This is a genomic window from Thalassococcus sp. S3 (assembly GCF_004216475.1).
Taxonomy (GTDB): Bacteria; Pseudomonadota; Alphaproteobacteria; order Rhodobacterales; family Rhodobacteraceae.
The window spans coordinates 1,521,060-1,540,574 of record NZ_CP022303.1 but is presented as its reverse complement, the minus strand read 5'-3'; the positions used below and the strand labels follow the sequence as shown (position 1 = coordinate 1,540,574).

Below are 19,515 nucleotides of genomic sequence, written 5' to 3'. Positions count from 1 at the left end.
TCGGGTCAGTCCCGCGCGATGTCGATGCGGCGCGCCGAGCTTTTGGCCTCGTCCGGCATCTTGGGCACCGTGATCTTAAGCACGCCATCCTTCATCGCAGCCGAGATCCCCGCCGGGTCCGCGTCCTGCGGCAGGCGAAAAGAACGGCGAAACGCACCATATTGCCGTTCGCTGAAATACCAGGTGTCCCCCTGTTCTTCCCGCTTGGTCTTTTTCTCTCCTCGGATCGTCACCACGCCATCCTCGACCGTCAGGTCGATGTCGTCTTCGGTCACGCCCGGAAGTTCCATGTTGATCGCATAGGCATCCTTGCCGCCCGAGGCCTCGGTGGCGGGGTTGAGCCAATCGGCCAGTCGCGCCCCGAAGGATCGGAACGGATCATAGAGAGACGGCCACAAAGATGTTTGATCTGATTTTTCCACCATCGTCCTTCCTCCTCTGACAATGTGTGTGAATCTCATTCTGCTAATGGAGAGCCGGGGGGTCTTTGATCCGCCTCAAATCGCGAGGTTCTTGCAGATCGGGCGCATCCCGGCCATGGTCCGCGCGGAAGGAGACATCATGACGGACCGCTACGTTGCCCTTGACGCCATTTATGACGCGCGCTGGTCGTGCCGGGCCTTCAAGCCTGATGCCGTGGCGGAAAAGGCCGTGTCCCAAATCGTCAGGCTTGCCCAGAAAGCGCCGTCCTGGTGCAATGCGCAGCCTTGGCAGATCACGGTGACCAGGGGCGCGGAAACCGAACGCTTCCGGTCCGCGCTGAAGGCAGAAGTGGCAAGCGGCGCACCAAAGCCCGACCTGGATTTCCCGACAACCTATTCCGGCGCCTATCAGGAGCGGCGGCGCACATGCGGCTGGCAGCTTTATGAAGCCGTCGGCGTTCAGAAAGGCGACCGTGCCGGATCGGCGCGCCAGATGATGCGCAACTACGATCTCTTTGACGCGCCGCATGTGGCCATTCTGACAAGCCCGGCGGAACTGGGCGCATATGGCGCGATGGATTGCGGCGGGTTTGTGACGGCCTTCACGACGGCGGCTGCCTCTTTGGGTGTGGCCACGATCGCCCAGGCCGCGATCGCCGCCTATTCGCCCTTTGTCAGAACCCATTTCGATCTGCCGGACGACCGGTTGGTGCTGTGCGCGATCTCATTCGGCTATCCGGATCTGGACCATCCCTCGAACGGATTTCGCACCGAGCGCGCAGCGCTTGGCGATGTGATCGACTGGCGTGGATGATCTGCTTGTGCGGGACCGAATAGCATGCGCGCATTGATCCAACGCGTGAAGCGGGCATCCGTCTCTGTCGACGATGAGAAGATCGCGGATATCGGGGCCGGCCTGCTGATCCTTGTCTGCGCCATGCAGGGCGACACTAGGGACCGCGCCGAGCAGCTTGCCCGCAAGATCGCAAAACTTCGGATTTTCAAGGATGACGAGGGCCGTATGAACCGCTCCCTTCTCGATGTCGGTGGCGCGGCGCTGGTGGTGAGCCAGTTTACCCTTGCCGCCGATACGTCGCGCGGCAACAGGCCCGGTTTTTCCCAGGCCGCCAGTCCCGAAGACGGGGATGCCCTTTATCAACACTTCGCGGCCTGTCTCAAAGCGGACGGCCTGGCGGTTCAGACCGGCCAGTTTGGGGCAGACATGGCCGTTGAATTGATCAATGACGGCCCCGTGACGATTTGGATGGATCAATGACACCACAAGAAAAACTGACCCACCTTTGGCGAACCGGTGTCGAGGCCGTTCTGGGCGATCAGGCCGTGGCGACCGCACTGAAGGACGAAACCGAAAGCCCTGATCAGATCCTCGCGGTCGGAAAGGCCGCGGCGGCCATGGCCCGGGCGGCCCTGTCGCGTTTTCCACAGGTGCCGTGCCTTGTGGTCACAAAGGACGGCCACGGCGCGGGCCTGCCCGACGGCGTGGAGGTGATCGAGGCCGCTCATCCGGTCCCCAATGCCCGCAGTCTGGAAGGTGGTGCGGCGCTTTGCGCGGCGGTCGAGGAGATGCCCGAGGGGTCACAGCTTTTGCTTCTGGTTTCGGGTGGTGCGTCGTCGCTGGCGGAATGCCTGCGCCCGGGTCTGGACCTGCCCGATCTGGCGGCCTTGAACGACCGGCTTTTGTCGGGCGGTCTGGATATCGGCGCCATGAATGCAGAGCGGCGCAAGATCTCGCGCATCAAGGGCGGCGGGCTTTTGTCCCATTTCAAGGGAAAACACGTGACGGTGCTGGCTCTGTCGGATGTCCCCCGGGACGAGGTCGAGGTCATCGGCTCCGGCATCGGGGCAGCGCCCGACGATCCCGGCTTTTCGTACCAGTGCAAGATCGTTGCCTGCAATGCCATCGCACGGGACAGCGCGGCCCGGGCCGCAGAGGACATGGGGCTGACGGTGCAGCACAACGAAGAAACGCTTTATGACAGCGTGGAGGCGCTTGCGCAGTCTCTGGGCCCCATGATCCGAGAGATGCCGGTGGGCGTTGCGATCTTCGGGGGGGAGCCAACCGTCACCCTGCCCCCCTCGCCCGGCCGGGGCGGACGCAATCAGGCGCTGGCGTTGGCGCTTGCCCGAGAGATCGAGGGGCGGGACGATCTGATGGTTCTCGTCGCCGGCACCGACGGAACCGATGGGCCGACGGAAGCCGCCGGCGGCCTGGTTGACGGTGCGATCTGGACAGACGGCGCCGAAGAGGCGCTCGCCCGCGCGGACAGCGGGAGCTATCTGGCGACGCGAGACGCGCTGTTCGTCACCGGACCGACGGGGACAAACGTGATGGATCTGGCGATCGTTCTGCGCGCTTGACAGACCGCTCCCGTGCGCCGAACAGTCTGACATATGTCAAAGATGAAGCTGCGCGAGATCGAAGAAGAGCCGGATCTTGGTATCGTGCTCAGCGATGGATGCCGCCTTTCGGCACGGGTCTGGCGTCCGGTGGACGCAGCCGAAGATCCCGTACCGGCGATCCTTGAATACCTGCCCTACCGCAAAAGGGATGGCACCTGCGCACGGGATGCGCTGACCCATCCCTGGTTCGCCAAGCGCGGCTATGCCTCTATCCGCGTCGACATCCGCGGCAATGGCGACAGCCAGGGTCTGATGAGCGATGAATACACCGAACAGGAGCTTTCGGATGCAGTAGAAGTCATCGCATGGCTGGCCGCACAACCCTGGTGCAGCGGCAAGGTCGGCATGATGGGCATCAGCTGGGGCGGTTTCAACGCGCTTCAGGTGGCCGCGCGGCGCCCGGACGCTCTGAAGGCGATCATCACACTCTGCTCGACCGTGGATCGGTTCGCCGATGACATCCACTACAAGGGAGGTTGCCTGCTGAACGAAAACTTCGGCTGGGGCAGCACGATGTGGTCCTATTCGAGCCGGGCGCCGGACCCAGCGCTCCGGGATGACTGGCGTGACATGTGGCTGGAACGGCTTGAACATGAACCCTTCCTCCCCTCTGTCTGGCTCCGACACCAACAGCGTGACACGTATTGGCAGCACGGATCGGTCTGCGACGATTTCGGGGCCATTGACGCGGCAACCCTTGCCGTCGGCGGCTGGGGCGACGCCTACAAGAACGCGGTGCCTGCCCTGGTGACGGAGCTGAGCGCACCGGTCAAAGGGATCGTCGGACCCTGGGTGCACAAATATCCCCACTTCGCCGTTCCTGAGCCCCGGATCGGATTTCTGGACGAAGCGTTGGTCTGGTGGGACAAATGGCTGAAGGATGTCCCCAACGGGGCCGAGACCCTGCCCGATTACAGAGCCTATGTAATGGACGGGGTCAGGCCCGCCACCTGGTACACCGAACGTGCGGGCCATTGGGTCACGTCCGATCCTGCCCAGATCAGATCGCCCCGACAAAAGCGCCTGTTCTTGGTGGACAAAGACCTAAGAGAGACGCCCGGCCCGCTTTCTGCGCAGATCAACTCTCCGCAGCATTGCGGCTTGGCCGGCGGTGAATATTGCGCGATCTGGCTGGGTCCGGAAATGCCCGGCGATCAACGCGCCGACGATGCGCTGTCTCTCTGCTTTGATGGCGCCCTGCTTGAAGACGATCTATCGCTTCTCGGCGCGCCGGAGGTCCGGCTGGCGCTGAGCGCTGACCAGCCACATGCACAGATTGCCGTAAGGCTTTGCCACATTCATCCGGACGGCGCATCGACCCGCATCACATACGGGGTTCTGAACCTGTCCCATCGGGAGGGCGCGGCCGATCCCAGGCCGCTGGTTCCGGGGGAGACCTATGATGTCACGCTCAAGCTTGACCATATCGGATATCGCGTGCCTGCCGGTCACCGTCTGCGCGTCGCCATCTCATCGACCTATTGGCCGCTTGTTTGGCCCTCTCCGACGCCTACCACGCTGACCCTCTCGCGGGCGGAAATCGCGCTGCCCTATGTCGACAATGCAAGCGAGGACGCCTGTGCCTTCCCGCCCCCCGATGGCGAGGCCCCTTGGCGAACCAGCGAACTCCGCCCTCCCAGCAATAGCCGCGTCGTCGAACACGATCTCTCATCCGGCAAAATCCGTCTGTGCATTGATGACGATTTCGGAAAGGTGGAGGATTGCGAACACGGGCTGATCAGCGGTTCGGTCGCACGGGAACGCTGGACCATTCATCCGGACGATCCCCTGTCGGCGCACGGACAGACACATTGGACAGATGAGTTGGAGCGCGGCGGCATCCGCCTGCGGACCGAGACCTATGCCGAGATGTCGTCGGACATCACGCACTTTCACCTTGTTGCCCGGATCGAAGCCTACGAAAACGACGTGCTGATCTACGAGCGGGACGTCAGGGACAGCATTGCACGAATGTAACGAATTTACGTCACCTTCGTGACACCTCTTCGATCGGCGAGACATATGCGAATATGACAGCCGCCGACGGAAAATCGGTGTGCAAAATACATATTTATCTGAAATATTATCAATAGAATCAGTATTCTAAATGGAAAAGCCGGCTACTTTTCCCACGGCCCTTCACATTCTGTTCATCTTCAACCCACGCACCCTTCATCTCCCCGAAAGGACGCTCATAGGCGCGTCGTGTCACAAAACCGCAAAGAAAACGTCATGAAAGCGGTACACCGATGGCACTGGATCAGGTCCAAGCGACACGTCAAGACAAGGCAATTGCCCCCTCGAAACTGCATCTGAAGCTTGCTGTTCTCGCGGTGGCACTGGTCGGTGCCTTTGCGCTTATGCTGGTCCCATCGGACGCGCTGTCGGTGCAGGGCAAGTTGTCGATCATCGTGTTCGGTGCGGCCGTTCTGGCGTGGAGCCTGACCACGCTTGACAGCACATATGTCGCCCTGATCGCGGCGCTCGCTCCGGTTCTGGCTGGTCAGATGCCTGCTGACGCTCTGTTTGCAACGCTGAGCGATCCGATGATCTGGCTGCTGATGTCGGCCTTTATCATTGCCGCCGCGTTCACCGGATCCGGCCTGGCTGGGCGCATGACACGTGCGTTGCTCAAGGGCAATATGACACTCGCCCGGATGTTTCCCCGGATCGTGCTGGCCGGCCTTGTCAGCGCGCTGGTCATTCCCTCGACCAGCGGACGCGCTGCCCTTTTCCTGCCGATCTTTCAAGCCCTGAAAGAGGGCGTGTCGGCCAAGGCCGCCAAAGCCCTATCGTTGCTTATCCCCGTGACGATCCTGCTGTCAGCGGCGGCCTCCCTGATCGGTGCCGGTGCGCACCTGGTGATGGTCGAACTTGTGGCCGGCATGGGCGGTGCGCGGATCTCCTATCTGCAATGGCTGATCCTGGGCGCCCCTTTTGCCCTGGCAAGCTGTGCACTGTCGGCTTTGGTCATCCTCTATCTCTTCACCGACAGTGACATCCGGCAGACCCCGTTCGAGGTGACCCCGATCCTTGACGAAAAGCGCTCGCTTTGCGGTGCCGAACGCGTGGTGCTTTTCACGGTCATCGCCCTGGTCACACTCTGGATCAGCGAACCTTTGCATGGTCTGCCCACCGCGCTGATCGCGCTGTGCGGTGCAGCCTTGGTGACCGCGCCGAAAATCGGCGTGCTGCCCCTGAAAAAGGCGCTTGGAGAGGTCAACTGGGCGCTGCTGCTTTTCATGGCCGCGACCCTTCATATGGGCGCCACCTTGGTGGAAAGCGGCGCTGCGGCCTGGATCGTCGCGGTGCCCTTCGCGACCATGTCGGGCCATGCAATCGCCCTGATCGCGATGGTTATCGCCGTCTCTCTGATGGCGCATCTGGTGATCACATCGCGTACGGCGCGGGCCACGGTTCTGGTTCCGATCATCCTGCTTGCCGCGACACCTGCCGGCCTGAACCCTGCCGCGTTGGCGTTCCTTTCGACCATCGCCGCCGGATACTGCCTGACCCTTCCCGTCAGTGCGAAACCTCTGGTCCTCTTCTCGCAACTCGACGGTGCAACCTTCAGCCAAGCGGACCTGCTGCGGCTCGGCCTTTGGCTGATCCCCCTGCATCTCGTCCTGCTGACCCTCTTTGCCTTTTTCGTATGGCCCGCCCTTGGTCTCGATCTCTTCGGGCCTGCGCGGATCACCGGGGCGAATTGACGCCCACCCACCCCCAAAAAGCAGTTAAAAAAGGAAAAATCGAGATGACATTGAACGTTCTTATTGCCCCTTCCGGTTTCAAGGAAAGCCTCGCAGCAGAGGATGTCGCCGCCTCGATCGCACGCGGTGTGGCCCGCGCCGCCCCCGAGGCGCAGATCCGCTGCCTGCCGATGGTCGACGGTGGCGAAGGCTTTACCAAGGGTCTCGTCGCCGCAACGGGAGGCAGCCTCCACGAGGTTGAGGTGACCGGTCCTGTCGGCCAGCCGGTTCAATCGCATTTTGGGTTTCTGGGCGAAAGCGGACCGCGCACCGCCGTGCTGGAAATGGCCGCGGCGGCCGGTCTACGCCTAGTGCCCACCGAAATCCGCGATCCGACGGTGACCACCACCTTCGGAGTGGGAGAGCTGATCCGGGCGGCGATGGATGCCGGCGCGGAAAGGATCCTGATCGGATGCGGCGACAGCGGCACGAATGACGGCGGAGCGGGCATGGCCCAGGCGCTGGGAATGCGCTTGCTGGACCGCAAAGGTCGCGAACTTGGCCCGGGCGGGCGGCATCTGCGCGATCTCCACCGGATCGACATGTCCGGTCGTGATCCCCGGTTGGATCACGTACGCATCGACGTGGCCTGCAACTGGCACAATGTCTTGTGCGGCCCCAAAGGCGTCGCACGGGTCTTTGGTCCGCAAAAGGGCGCCTCCCCCGAAACGGTGGAGGAACTGGAGGCCGCGCTGGATGTCTTTGCCGGCGTCATCGCAAAACAGCTCGGCAAGGATGTCAGAACGATGGCGGGGGGTGGTGCCTCCGGTGGATTGGGCGCAGGTTTGCATGCCATGGCCGGGGCTCATCTTCATCCACGCTTCAAGATTGTCGACCGTTACCTGAAAATGGACAGCCTTCTGCGCGAGGCCGATCTGGTCATCACCGGAGAAGGCGGGATCGACTATCAGACCCCGCGTGGCAAGATACCCGCCGAAGTGGCGCGCCGGGCCCAGAATTACGGTCTGCCCGTGATTGCGCTGGCCGGAACCATCGGCTCGGGCGCCGAGGTGAACCTGGGTCACGGAATCGCGTCTTATGCAAGTATCGTCGAAGGCCCCTGCTCGCTTGGTGAAGCGATGGAGGATGCCGAAGACCTTGTCACGCGTGCGGCCGAGCGCATGATGCGCCTGATTGGCGTTGGCCGGGTGCTCAAAGCCGCCTGACACACGTCGAGGCGCGGCTTTCTCGTGGCCGCGCCCGTCAATTTGCGGATCGGAAGCTTCCGCTACGTCAACATCGCGCGGATGTCGCGGCGGACACAGAAGCTTCATCTTTCTCTTGGAATCTCCCCTTGCGAGGGGCCTTGAAATGCGCAAACCTTGACTCGTCAATCAACAAAAAAGCGCTGCAAGACGCAGATCAACGGGAGAAACCTATGCAAGATCAACTCGACTATTTGTCCGGACGCGTCAGCGCGGGCAAGATGTCCCGCCGCGAATTCATGGGCAAAGCCGCCGCGCTGGGTGTCAGCGCAGCCGTCGCGGGTACGATGTTTGCCGACGCCGCGCAGGCAGCAGGTCCCGTCAAGGGCGGCACCTTCCGAATGGGCGTTCAAGGGGGCGAGAGCACCAACAGCCAGGATCCGGCCACGTGGGCGTCCGATGTGCCAATCGCCGGCGGTCAGCAATGGGCCGAGACGCTGGTCGAAGTGGGCCCGGACGGCACGCTGGAAGGCATGGTCGCGGAAAGCTGGGAAGGCTCATCCGACGCCAAAACCTGGCGCTTCAAGATCCGGCAGGGCATCGAGTTTTCCAATGGCAAAAGCGTGACCGCCGAAGACGCGCTGCGCACGATGGAACGGCACAGCAACGAAGAGTCCAAATCGGGCGCATTGGGCATCGTACAAGGCATCGAATCCATGCGTGCCGACGGTGACGTGCTGGAAGTCACGCTGGGTGTGGGCAACGCGGACCTGCCCTATCTGATGGCCGATTACCACCTGATGATCCAGCCCGACGGCGGGTTCGACAACCCCGCGGCGGCCATCGGAACCGGCGCGTACACGCTGGAGGCCGACGAGCCGGGCGTGCGCATGATGTTCAAGCGCAACCCGAATTACTGGGGCGGCGACGCGGTGGCGCACTATGACGAGACCGAGGTCATCGTGCTGAACGATGCGACCGCGCGCACGGCTGCGCTGCAATCGGGACAGGTCGATACGATCAACCGCGTTGAGCCGAAAGTGGCCCAGCTTCTGGACCGGGCACCGAATGTCGAGGTCCGAAACGTGTCGGGGCGCGGCCACTACGTCTTCATCATGCATGTCGATACAGCGCCGTTCGACAACAACGATCTGCGGCTTGCACTGAAATACGCGATCAACCGCGAGGAAATGGTCGACAAGATCCTGCGCGGCTATGGCGGGATCGGGAACGACATGCCGATCAACGCAGCCTATCCGTTGTTCGACGACAGCATTCCACAGCGCGAATTCAGCCTTGAAAAGGCCGCGGAGCACTACAAGAAATCAGGCCACGACGGCTCTCCCATCATTCTGCGCACGGCAGATGGTGCCTTCCCCGGCGCGGTGGATGCAGCAGCGCTCTTCCAGCAATCGGCGCAGGCCGCTGGCATCCCGCTGGAAATCAAGCGAGAGCCAAACGACGGCTACTGGTCCGAAGTCTGGAACGTACAACCGTTCTGCGCCTCTTACTGGGGCGGACGCCCGGTGCAGGACCAGATGTATTCAACCGCCTATCTTTCGAGCGCGGATTGGAACGACACCCGCTGGAAGCGGTCTGAATTCGACGAGATGCTGATGTCGGCCCGCGCCGAACTGGACGAAGCCAAGCGCAAAGAGACCTATTCCAAGATGGGTCAGATGCTGCGGGACGAAGGCGGCCTGATCCTGCCGATGTTCAACGACTTCATCGACGCGGTCTCAAGCTCGGTCCAGGGCTTTGAGGGCGACCCGAATGGGCCGCAGATGAACTGGTACTCGTTCAAAAAGACCTGGAAGGCATAAGCGGGCCCAAGGATGCATCCCGTTTTGACACTCGTCGCTCAGCGCCTTGCGCTGAGCGCCCTTCTGTTGCTGGCCGCATCGGCGCTGATCTTTGCAGGCACGACGATCCTGCCCGGCGATGTGGCTCAGCAGATCCTTGGCCAAGGGGCCACCCCGCAAGCGCTTGCCAATCTGCGTGAAGAGCTGGGACTGAACGATCCCCCCATCACCCGCTATTTCAACTGGCTGGGCGGGGTTCTGCAGGGCGATCTGGGCACAGCCCTTACCAACAATCGCGACATCGCCGAAAGTCTCGGCCAGCGGCTTGGGAATACGCTGTTTCTGGCCTTTTGGGCGGCGGTGATCTCAGTCCCGCTCGCCATCCTTCTGGGCCTGATCGCGGTGCGCTACCGCGACCGCTGGCCGGACAAGCTGATCTCGGGCGTCACGCTGGCCTCGATCTCGATTCCGGAATTCCTGATCGGCTATGTGCTGATCTTCTTTGTCGCGGTGCAGCTCGGCTGGGCCCCGTCCGTGGCGATGATCAACGACGGGATGAGCCTGTGGCAAAAGCTGAATGCCATCGCGCTGCCGGTCGCGGTTCTGACGCTGGTGGTGCTGGCGCATATGATGCGCATGACACGGGCGGCGATCCTGAACGTGATGCAATCGGCCTATATCGAAACCGCGGAGCTGAAGGGCCTCAGCCGGTTTCAGGTGATCTATCGCCACGCCTTTCCCAACGCCATCGCGCCCATCGTGAATGTGGTGATGCTGAACCTGGCCTATCTCGTCGTGGGTGTCGTGGTGGTCGAGGTGGTCTTTGTCTACCCAGGGATGGGTCAATATCTGGTCGATCACGTCTCCAAACGCGATGTGCCGGTGGTGCAGGCCTGCGGGCTGATCTTTGCCGCTGTGTATATCGTGCTGAACATGATCGCTGATATCGTGTCGATCCTGGCCAATCCTCGTCTGAGGCATCCCAAATGACGTTATGTTGCGATGTCATCTCACGCGGACTGAGCGGGTGCGGCTCACAAAGTCTCGCTTCCCGGCGCACAGTCGCAGCGGCATGCAAAGAAGCCCTCATGCACCGATTGCACCGGCAAATCAGGCCATCATCTGACAACATCAGCATCAGGTTGGCCGAACGGCGTGTCCGGTCGCAAAAAGGCCCCCTCCGGACGGAGGCAATGACATGAAAAACATCCCCATCTCGGCCATGATCGGCCTGTTCTTCACCGCGCTCTATTTCTTTATCGCCATCTTCGCGCCTCTCATCGCGCCCTACGGAATGGCCGAAGTCGTGGGCGACGTATGGGAACCGTCCTCCGCCGAATTCCTACTGGGCACAGACAATATCGGTCGCGATCTGCTGAGCCGGATGATCTATGGAGGACGGACCACCATCTGGATTGCGACGATGGCCACCATCCTCAGCTTCGTGACGGGGTCGGTTCTGGGTTTTCTGGCCGCCGTTTCAGGCGGTTGGGTGGATCAGGTCCTGTCCCGCTTTGTCGATCTGATCATGTCCATTCCATCACTGATCTTCGCGCTTGTCGTTCTGTCGGTGATGCCGGTCACGGTGACGGTGCTGATCATCGTGATGGGCCTGCTTGATTCCACCCGTGTTTACCGCCTTGCCCGCGCCGTTGCGGTGGACATCAACGTGATGGACTATGTCGAAGCCGCCCGGCTGCGCGGCGAAAAGATCCTTTGGGTGATCTTCCGGGAAATTCTGCCCAATGCGCTCTCGCCCCTGGTCGCAGAGATGGGGTTGCGCTTTATTTTCATGGTGCTTTTCGTTTCGACATTGTCGTTCCTGGGGCTGGGTGTGCAACCGCCGCAGGCAGATTGGGGCGGCATCGTGAAGGAAAACAAGGAAGGCATCGTCTACGGCATCGGAGCGGCCCTTTATCCGGCGGTGGCGATTGCGACATTGGCGATTTCGGTCAATCTGGTGGCGGATTGGGTGTTGAACCGGACCACCTCGCTCAAAGGAGGCCGGGGATGAGTACACCGCTGTTGAAGGTCAAGGATCTACGGATCGGAGCGACGGTGTACCCGCCTGGGGAACAGCCACACGACATTGAGATCGTGCATGGCGTGGATTTTGAGCTGGAGGCCGGCAAGGTGCTGGGCCTGATCGGGGAATCCGGTGCGGGCAAATCCACGATCGGGCTTGCGACGATGGCCTACGGACGCGGCGGGGTGAAGATCACCGGGGGCGAGGTCTGGGTCAATGGACGCGATGTGATGGCTTCGGGTCTGCGCGACGTGCGCCGGTTGAGAGGGGCGGAAGTCACCTATGTGTCGCAATCGGCGGCAGCCTCTTTCAACCCCGCCAAACGGATCATGGAACAGGTCACCGAAGCCGCGATCGGTCAGGGAAAGTTCTCGAAATCGGAGGCGGAAGCGAGGGCGATTGAACTCTTTCGAAAACTGGACCTGCCGGAGCCGGACAAGATAGGAGAGCGCTATCCGCATCAGGTCTCGGGCGGTCAATTGCAGCGCTGCATGACGGCGCTGGCCCTCTGTCCGGAACCGGATTTGGTCGTCTTCGACGAACCGACGACAGCGCTGGACGTGACCACGCAGATCGACGTCCTGAAGGCGATCAAGGAGGCGATCCGCGATACAGGCGTGGCGGCGCTCTACATCACCCACGACCTGGCAGTGGTGGCACAAGTCAGCGATGACATCATGGTGCTGAGACACGGAGAGACGGTGGAATACGGGCCCACCGATCAAATCATCAACGCACCGAGAGAAGACTATACGAGGGCCCTGGTCTCGGTCCGCTCCATCGAGCATGAAGAGAAGGCACCGGCGCAAGATGCAGTGTTGAAGGTGGAAAACATCACGGCCCGCTATGCGGGCACCACCTTTGATGTGCTGCACGATGTGAGCGTCGAGCTCTATCCGGGCCAGACACTCGCAGTTGTGGGGGAGAGCGGGTCAGGCAAGTCGACCCTGGCGCGGGTCATAACAGGCCTTTTGCCACCCAGGTCGGGTGAGATCAGCTTTGCCGGTCGTGGCCTCTCGGCCGCCCTGAGCGGGCGTTCTCGAGAAGACCTGCGCGAGTTGCAGATGATCTATCAGATGGCGGATGTGGCGATGAACCCACGTCAGACGGTGGGTACGATCATCGGGCGACCGCTGGAGTTTTATTTCGGGCTGAAAGGTGCGGAGAAGCGAAAGCGGATCGTTGAATTGCTGGATGAGATCGAGATGGGGGAGAGTTTCATCGATCGCTATCCGGCGGAGCTTTCGGGGGGGCAGAAACAGAGGGTCTGTATCGCGAGGGCCTTGGCGGCCAAGCCGAGGATGATCATCTGCGATGAGGTGACATCCGCGCTGGATCCTTTGGTGGCGGACGGCATTCTCAAGCTCCTTCTGGACCTGCAAAAGCAAGAGGATGTGGCCTATCTCTTCATCACGCACGATCTGGCGACGGTGCGCGCCATCGCGGACAGCATTGCGGTAATGTATCGCGGCAAGGTCCAGAGGTACGGCGGCAAGACCGAAGTGCTGTCACCGCCTTTCGACGACTACACTGACCTTTTGCTGAGTTCGGTGCCCGAGATGAAGCTTGGCTGGCTGGAACAGGTCATCGCCACCCGCCGCATGGAAAGCGCGGGGAACTGAGCGGGGCGGAATTTGTCACAAATTCCGTTTCGGAAAATGTTTCATTTTCCGACCGTTTTCCGACCCGGAAAACGGCACCCGGGTTCACCGGCAGCGCATGAGGATCAGAAGGGCCAAGCCTCTTCACCCAGACATTGCAGCGCGTCGAGGATCCTTTCGAAACTGGCCCCCGCCCGCGTCACGCTGTGACGCGCACGCAGATACCCGTGGATCAGCCCCGGTTCATTGATCCAATGCGCGCGTCCGCCGGCCGCTGTGATCCGGGCAGCGTAGTGCTGCCCATCGTCACGAATTGGGTCACAATCGGCGGTAAAGATCACGGTGGGAGGCAGACGAGAGAAATCTGGATCTGAGAGTGGTGCAAAGGTCGGATCGTCCTTGGGAACCGCACCGGCACACCGGATTTTCATGTAGTAAGCGATGTCGGCCCGCGTGAGACCCGGCGCATCGGCGTTTTCAAGGTAGGAGCCTTGGTCTGCATCCCCTCCCAGACCGGGGTAGATCAGAAGCTGCCCGACGATCCGCTGTCGTTTGTCGCGGTTGGCATGTGCAAGTGCTGCGGCAATGTTGCCGCCTGCGCTGTCTCCGGCCAGGACAAGCGGACCGTCGAACCGCTCAAGCGCCCAGCGTAGGACGGCAAAACCGTCCTCAAAAGGGGCCGGGTGCACATGTTCGGGCGCGAGCCGGTAGTCAACAGACAGGACGCGGTAGCCGGTGATCGCCGCGATCTCGGCGCAGATGTCGTCGTGGCTGTCGAGCCCGCCCAGAACAAACCCACCGCCATGAAAGTAGATCACCGTCACAAATGGCGCGCCGGCCTCGTAGAGCCGGCAGGGCACGCCACCGGCTGTCAGGTCTCTTACCGCCACGCCGGTGGGGCGAGAGACACGGAACGCCTCACAAAGACGGTCATAGACGCGGCGCTGTTCGGCAATGCTCAGGTCCGTGGCATCGTCCGGGTAGAAGCTGGCACTCCGCTCGATATAGGCTTCAAGATCGGCATCGAGCGGAGCGCGGGCTTGATCCATCGCGGTCAGGCGGCCCATTCCCAGGGACGGGTGTAAGCGCCAAGCACGTTGGCGACCTCGCCCTCATCCGCCCCGTTGCGCTCCAATTGGGCCACGAGACCCCGCTTTTTGTCGTCGACGACCGACACGACACGGGCCTGAATGGTCTTGTCTTCAAGTGCCTTGTTGTACACACGGATGATCGCGCTTTTCCGCAGATCTGGTTTGAAGACCTTACCGACCGCCGTCTTCGGCAGCTCATCCAGTATCTCCATGTGTTTGGGCAACGCCGCTCGCTCATGAATATGGGTCTTGCAATATTCCATCAGCTCGTCCGGTGATGTGCTGGCGCCATCCACGAGTTCGACGAAGGCACAGGGCAACTCGCCCGAATGGGCATCGGGCTGACCGACCGCTCCGGCAAAGGCCACGGCAGGATGGCCCAGCAAAGCTTCTTCGATCTCGGCGGGGTCGATATTGTGACCGCCCCGAATAATCAGATCCTTGGCCCGCCCGGTGATCCACAGATATCCGTCGGAATCGACGCGACCCAGATCCCCGGTCCGAAGGTATTCGCCGTAATAGTAGAGCTCTTTGTTCTTGTCGGTCTCGGTATAGGTATGCGGGTTGTTCACGCCCGGATTGGAGATGCAGATCTCACCGATCTCATCAACGTCCGCCTGCACGGGTCCGTCGTTGGTGGCCTTATAAATTTTCACATCCGTATAGGGGAACGGGATGCCGATGCTGCCGATTTTCTTTTCCCCGTCCACGGGATTGCAGGACACAAGACAGGTCGCTTCGGTCAGGCCATAGCCTTCCACGATGGTCACACCGGTCGCCTCTTCAAACCGGCGGAACAGCTCGACCGGCAGAGGGGCGGAGCCGGAGAAGGCGGTTTTCACGCTGCTCACGTCAGCATTCACCGGGCGCTGCATCTTGGCCGAAATGGCAGTGGGCACGGTGATGATGAAGGTGATCTTCCAGCGCTCCACCAGCTTCCAGAAATTGTCGAACACACCGTCGCCCCGATAGCCCTGCGGCGTGGGAAAGACGACATGCGCGCCCGAGGCGATGGCGCCCATCAGGATGACGTGGCAGGCAAAGACGTGGAAAAGCGGCAGAGGACAGATGACATTGTCCTCTTCGGTATAAAGCAGCGTGTCGCTGATCCAGCCGTTGTAGATCATGCCGGAATAGCGGTGCTGCGCCACTTTGGGCATGCCCGTCGTCCCACCGGTGTGGAAATAGCAGGCTACACGGTCGCCTTCGCTGTCCTTGAAGCTGAGCGTGACGGGATGTTTGCGAATCTCCTTGGAAAAGCTCTTGTAGTCGGCATGCGATTTCTTGGTGTCGAGCTTGGGCCGGATCAACGGCACGATCCAGGATTTGGGCGGGGTCAGGTAGCGGTTCAGATCCACCTCAAGCACGGTGTGCACATTGGGCGCATGCCGAACGGCTTCCGCGGTCTTTTCGGCCACGTCGGTTTTCGGAAAGGCCTTCAGGGTCACGACGATCTTGGCGTTGGTCTCCCGCAGGATGGCGCCGATCTGTTCGGGCTCGAGAAGCGGGTTGATCGGGTTGACAATACCGGCGGTGGCGCCGCCAAGCAGGGTCAACACCGTCTCGGTGCAGTTGGGCAGCACATAGGCCACGACATCATTCTCACCGATACCGAGAGACCGGAACATGTTGGCCGCCTGGGTGACCTGATCTTTCAGTTGAGACCAGTTGAGCGTTTCCGCCTTGTCGTCGGGACCGGAGAAGATCTGATAGCTGATCGCGTTATGACCGGGAAACCGGGCGGCTGTGTTGGACAGCATCTGGTAAAGCGTGGCGGGCACGTCCCGCTGCTCCCATGGCATTTCCTGTTCCATGGAATACTTGTCGGTAAGACCTTCAAAGGCCATCGGCTTCTCCTCCCCTGATCACCCATTCGGGCTGACATTCTGCAGGTAATATGGTGCCGCCAAACCGCAAGACGCGCAAGGTGGCTGGATTTGGCACGCTGGGTCACTTGTCAGGTGACGCTGCGCCAATCACGCAGTCCCGGGGTTTCATTTTGTGACCGAAGAGGCCGCTTGAGACCCATTTGAGCGCATTGCGCATGCGAACGATGTTTTCCGGAAAAAGCGGGCGGGCTGCAGGTGCCCCCTTTCCGTTCGTCCGCTTGACTGCATCAGCAAACGCCACCACCTCCCGCATCAATGTATCCGCAAACCGGAGACGGACCGATGACCGCGCCATCACCTCAGGCTGTTGAGACCTTGTTTCATCAGGCGGCTGAAGCACATCCGCATTTTGCTTTGGGTTGTGCGTTTGCCGATGCATCGGGACACATGACCGTGCTGGCGAAAGGGCCAAGACGCAAGGGCGGCGATGCGCGCGTGGCGACGGATGCGCACTGGCATATCGGGTCGATCACGAAATCGGTCACCGCGACATTGGTCATGAAGCTGGTGGAGCGCGGTCTTCTCGACCTCGATACGCCCATTGAGGAGGTGCTGACACAAGACGCCGGCCAGATGCACGCGGATTGGCGGGACTGCACCTTGCGCCACTTGTTGAGCCACAGCGCCGGGATTCAGGCCAACCCAAGCAGACGCCAGTTGCTGGCAAAAAGCAGCGGGGATCTGACACGGGATCGCCGGGAGGTGCTGGCCAGTTTCTGGACCCAACCGATGCGGGGCAAGCCGGGTACATTCACCTATTCCAACCTCGGCTACATGCTTGCCGGACTTGCGACAGAGGAGGTCACGGGCCAGGCCTGGAGCGCCTTGGTAAAGAGCGAGATAGCCGAACCGCTCGGCTTGACTTCGCTTGGCTTCGGGGCGCCGACAGGCGCAGGAGATCCCTGGGGCCACAGCTCCATTCTCGGCTTCAAACGCGCCGTCGACCCGATGGGAGACGGCGTGACCGACAATCCGCCCTGGCTGGGTCCGGCGGGCACCCTGCATTCAGCACTGCCCGATCTGCTAAGTTGGGGTCAGATGCATCTGAGGGCTGCGAGTGGCCAAGAGATCGAAGGCTTTATCAGCCCGGAAAGCGCCCGGATCATGCAGGCCGAGATCCTGGAAAGCTACGGGCTGGGGTGGGTCATCCAATCCGGCAATGAAACGATCGGACCTACGGTCTGGCACAACGGATCGAACACGATGTGGTACGCGCTGCTGATCCTGTCGCCTGTTCATGACCTGACCCTTGCGCTAACCACCAACGTCTATCAGGCCACGCGCATGGATGCCCTGGCTCGCGAAATGATGACGGCGCTGATCGAGAGCGGTGCAGGCAAAGACTGAGCCTGTCAGGCCGCCGCACTGCCATCGGTGAATTGCAACCGGGCGAGCCGGGCATAAAGGCCACCTTCCGCAACCAGTTGGTCATGGGGGCCCGTGGCAACGATACGTCCCTGATCCAGCACGACGATACGGTCGGCCTTTTTCACCGTCGCCAGCCTGTGCGCGACGATCAGCGTGGTGCGACCGGCGCTCAACTCATCAACCGCCTGCTGAACCGCCCGCTCGCTTTCGGCATCCAGCGCGCTGGTGGCTTCGTCGAGCAAAAGCACGGGCGCGTCGCGCAGGATCGCCCGGGCGATGGCGATGCGCTGCTTTTGCCCGCCAGAGAGCATCACACCACGCTCGCCGACATAGCTGTCATACCCGTCCGGCAGGGCCGCGATGAAGTCATGCGCCGCCGCCGCACGGGCCGCAGCCTCGACCTCGGCAGCGGTGGCATCGGGCCGGCCGAACCGGATGTTGTCACGCGCAGAGGCGGCGAAGATGACCGGGTCCTGTGGCACGAGAGCAAGTTCCTTGCGAAAGGTCGCCCGCTCCATCGCGGCCAGATCGACGCCATCGAGCAGAATGCGTCCCTGATCGGGATCATAGAACCGCAGAAGCATCTGAATGATCGTGGTCTTGCCTGCACCGGACGGGCCGACAAAGGCCACCGTCTCTCCCGGTGCGATCTTAAGCGAGACCTCTTGCAAAGCTGGCGTTTCTGGTCGGGACGGATAGTGGAAAGACACGTTATCGAACGTGATCTGACCGGTCACACGGGCGGGCAAAGCGGCTGGGTTCACCGGATCGCTGACACTGTCGGTGCTGTTGAGAAGCTCCACCAGCCGTTCGGTGGCACCTGCGGCACGCTGTAACTCACCCCAGATCTCAGACAGGGCGGCGACGCCCCCCGCCACCATGACCGAATAAATCACGAACTGAATGAGCGTGCCTGTCGTCATAAGCTCGGCCCGTACATCGCGCGCGCCGATCCAAAGCACGCCGACAATACCGGCAAAGACCAGAAAGATGACAATCACGGTCATCAGCGCCCGGGTCCAGATGCGCAGGCGAGCGGAGGTGAAACTCTGCTCGGTCACGTCGGCGAAGGCCGCGCTGCTGGGCGCCTCATGCGTGAACGCCTGCACCGTCTGAACCGAGCTCAACGCTTCGGAGGCGTTGCCGGAGGATGCGGCGATCCAATCCTGGTTTTCGCGGCTGATCCGGCGCAAGCGCCGGCCCAGTGTCAGGATCGGGACAACCACCGCCGGAACCAGAAGCAGGACCAGGCCGGTCAGCTTGGGTGACGTGATCAGCATCAGGGCGAGCCCACCCACGAAGATCAGGATGTTGCGCAGCGCGATAGAGGCGGACGAGCCAAGAACCGAAAGGATCAGCGTCGTGTCGGTCGTGATCCGGCTGAGCACCTCGCCGGTCATGATCCGTTCGTAAAAGGCCGGGCTCATCCCGATGACACGGTCGAAGACTGCCATGCGTATGTCGGCCACCACACGTTCGCCCAGACGGGTCACCAGCGCATAGCGCAGCCCCGTGCCCAGGGCGAGCAGCCCGGCGATACCCAATGCCGCCATGAAGTACCAATCGAGGATCGAACCGTCTTCGATTTCGAAATTGTCGACCACACGCCGCACCGCCAAAGGCAGGGTCAGCGACACCATCGCCGTCAGAACCAATGCCGCGATTGCCGCAGCGATCAAGCCCCGATAGGGCAGCATGAAGGGCCAGAGGGCCTTGAGCGCGCCGAAGTCCTTTGACTTCTCACGCTCTTCGGTCGCGTTGGGGGCGGCTGGCGGCGGTGTCGACTGGCGGGCCATCAGGGTCCTTTGTGCATGTCACGGAACTGCCGCGAAAAGCAGCATTGGATACGTTAATTGACCGCCAGAGCCCGGAGGGTCAAGCGACCTGTTGACGCAAAAAGGAAAGGGTCTGGAGCGGGTAGCGGGAATCGAACCCGCACCTTAAGCTTGGAAGGCTCTTATGATACCATTTCACCATACCCGCGCCGGAGCCCTGATGTAT

At 61.5% G+C, this 19,515-nt stretch carries 15 protein-coding genes and 1 tRNA gene; 11 read left to right on the top strand and 5 right to left on the bottom strand.

The window, feature by feature from the left end; translation table 11 throughout:
• Positions 1-5 precede the first annotated feature (5 nt).
• Positions 6-425: an Hsp20/alpha crystallin family protein gene (locus tag CFI11_RS07710; RefSeq protein WP_130404673.1), complete on the bottom strand. Its 420-nt coding sequence runs from the start codon at positions 423-425 to the stop codon at positions 6-8.
• Between the two features lie 136 nt (positions 426-561).
• Between CFI11_RS07710 and CFI11_RS07705 the strand changes: the two genes are divergently transcribed.
• From CFI11_RS07705 to CFI11_RS07660, 10 genes are all read left to right on the top strand, one after another.
• Positions 562-1,236, top strand: a complete 675-nt coding sequence (locus tag CFI11_RS07705) for a nitroreductase family protein (RefSeq protein ID WP_130404671.1) — start codon at positions 562-564, stop codon at positions 1,234-1,236.
• 24 nt (positions 1,237-1,260) lie between these two features.
• Entirely contained in the window at positions 1,261-1,698 is a 438-nt protein-coding gene (gene dtd / locus CFI11_RS07700) for a D-aminoacyl-tRNA deacylase (protein WP_130404669.1), read from the top strand.
• Positions 1,695-2,801: a glycerate kinase gene (locus tag CFI11_RS07695; protein WP_130404667.1), complete on the top strand. Its 1,107-nt coding sequence runs from the start codon at positions 1,695-1,697 to the stop codon at positions 2,799-2,801. The genes dtd and CFI11_RS07695 overlap by 4 nt, the downstream gene beginning before the upstream one ends.
• 33 nt (positions 2,802-2,834) lie before the next feature.
• The gene (locus CFI11_RS07690) at positions 2,835-4,820 is read left to right on the top strand and encodes a CocE/NonD family hydrolase (protein WP_130404665.1); all 1,986 of its coding nucleotides are present in this window, start codon (positions 2,835-2,837) and stop codon (positions 4,818-4,820) included.
• A gap of 272 nt (positions 4,821-5,092) precedes the next feature.
• Positions 5,093-6,553, top strand: a complete 1,461-nt coding sequence (locus CFI11_RS07685; RefSeq protein WP_130404663.1) for an SLC13 family permease — start codon at positions 5,093-5,095, stop codon at positions 6,551-6,553.
• Positions 6,554-6,597: 44 nt separating this feature from the next.
• The gene (locus CFI11_RS07680; RefSeq protein WP_130404661.1) at positions 6,598-7,758 is read left to right on the top strand and encodes a glycerate kinase; all 1,161 of its coding nucleotides are present in this window, start codon (positions 6,598-6,600) and stop codon (positions 7,756-7,758) included.
• A gap of 212 nt (positions 7,759-7,970) precedes the next feature.
• The gene (locus CFI11_RS07675; RefSeq protein ID WP_130404659.1) at positions 7,971-9,560 is read left to right on the top strand and encodes an ABC transporter substrate-binding protein; all 1,590 of its coding nucleotides are present in this window, start codon (positions 7,971-7,973) and stop codon (positions 9,558-9,560) included.
• A 12-nt stretch (positions 9,561-9,572) separates the two neighbouring features.
• Positions 9,573-10,529, top strand: coding sequence for an ABC transporter permease (locus tag CFI11_RS07670; RefSeq protein WP_130404657.1), 957 nt, complete (start codon positions 9,573-9,575; stop codon positions 10,527-10,529).
• A 208-nt stretch (positions 10,530-10,737) separates the two neighbouring features.
• Positions 10,738-11,553 carry an ABC transporter permease gene (locus tag CFI11_RS07665; RefSeq protein WP_130404655.1) on the top strand — a complete coding sequence of 272 codons (816 nt, stop codon included), beginning with the start codon at positions 10,738-10,740 and terminating at the stop codon, positions 11,551-11,553.
• Positions 11,550-13,187: an ABC transporter ATP-binding protein gene (locus tag CFI11_RS07660; RefSeq protein ID WP_130404653.1), complete on the top strand. Its 1,638-nt coding sequence runs from the start codon at positions 11,550-11,552 to the stop codon at positions 13,185-13,187. The genes CFI11_RS07665 and CFI11_RS07660 overlap by 4 nt, the downstream gene beginning before the upstream one ends.
• A 104-nt stretch (positions 13,188-13,291) precedes the next feature.
• Here CFI11_RS07660 and CFI11_RS07655 read toward each other — a convergent pair whose 3' ends face one another.
• Both CFI11_RS07655 and CFI11_RS07650 read right to left on the bottom strand, forming a co-directional pair.
• A complete protein-coding gene (locus CFI11_RS07655) occupies positions 13,292-14,233 on the bottom strand; it encodes an alpha/beta hydrolase (protein WP_371687471.1) in 942 nt (313 codons plus the stop codon).
• Positions 14,221-16,104 (bottom strand): acyl-CoA synthetase, encoded by a 1,884-nt coding sequence (locus CFI11_RS07650; protein ID WP_130404651.1) that lies wholly within the window; start codon positions 16,102-16,104, stop codon positions 14,221-14,223. Before CFI11_RS07650 ends, CFI11_RS07655 begins: the two co-directional genes overlap by 13 nt.
• A 324-nt stretch (positions 16,105-16,428) precedes the next feature.
• Between CFI11_RS07650 and CFI11_RS07645 the strand changes: the two genes are divergently transcribed.
• Positions 16,429-17,493, top strand: coding sequence for a serine hydrolase (locus CFI11_RS07645; protein WP_217358760.1), 1,065 nt, complete (start codon positions 16,429-16,431; stop codon positions 17,491-17,493).
• Positions 17,494-17,498: 5 nt separating this feature from the next.
• Here CFI11_RS07645 and CFI11_RS07640 read toward each other — a convergent pair whose 3' ends face one another.
• Together CFI11_RS07640 and CFI11_RS07635 are read right to left on the bottom strand one after the other, a co-directional pair.
• A complete protein-coding gene (locus CFI11_RS07640) occupies positions 17,499-19,310 on the bottom strand; it encodes an ABC transporter transmembrane domain-containing protein (RefSeq protein WP_130404647.1) in 1,812 nt (603 codons plus the stop codon).
• Positions 19,311-19,423: 113 nt separating this feature from the next.
• Positions 19,424-19,497, bottom strand: a tRNA-Gly gene (locus CFI11_RS07635).
• Positions 19,498-19,515: the final 18 nt, after the last annotated feature.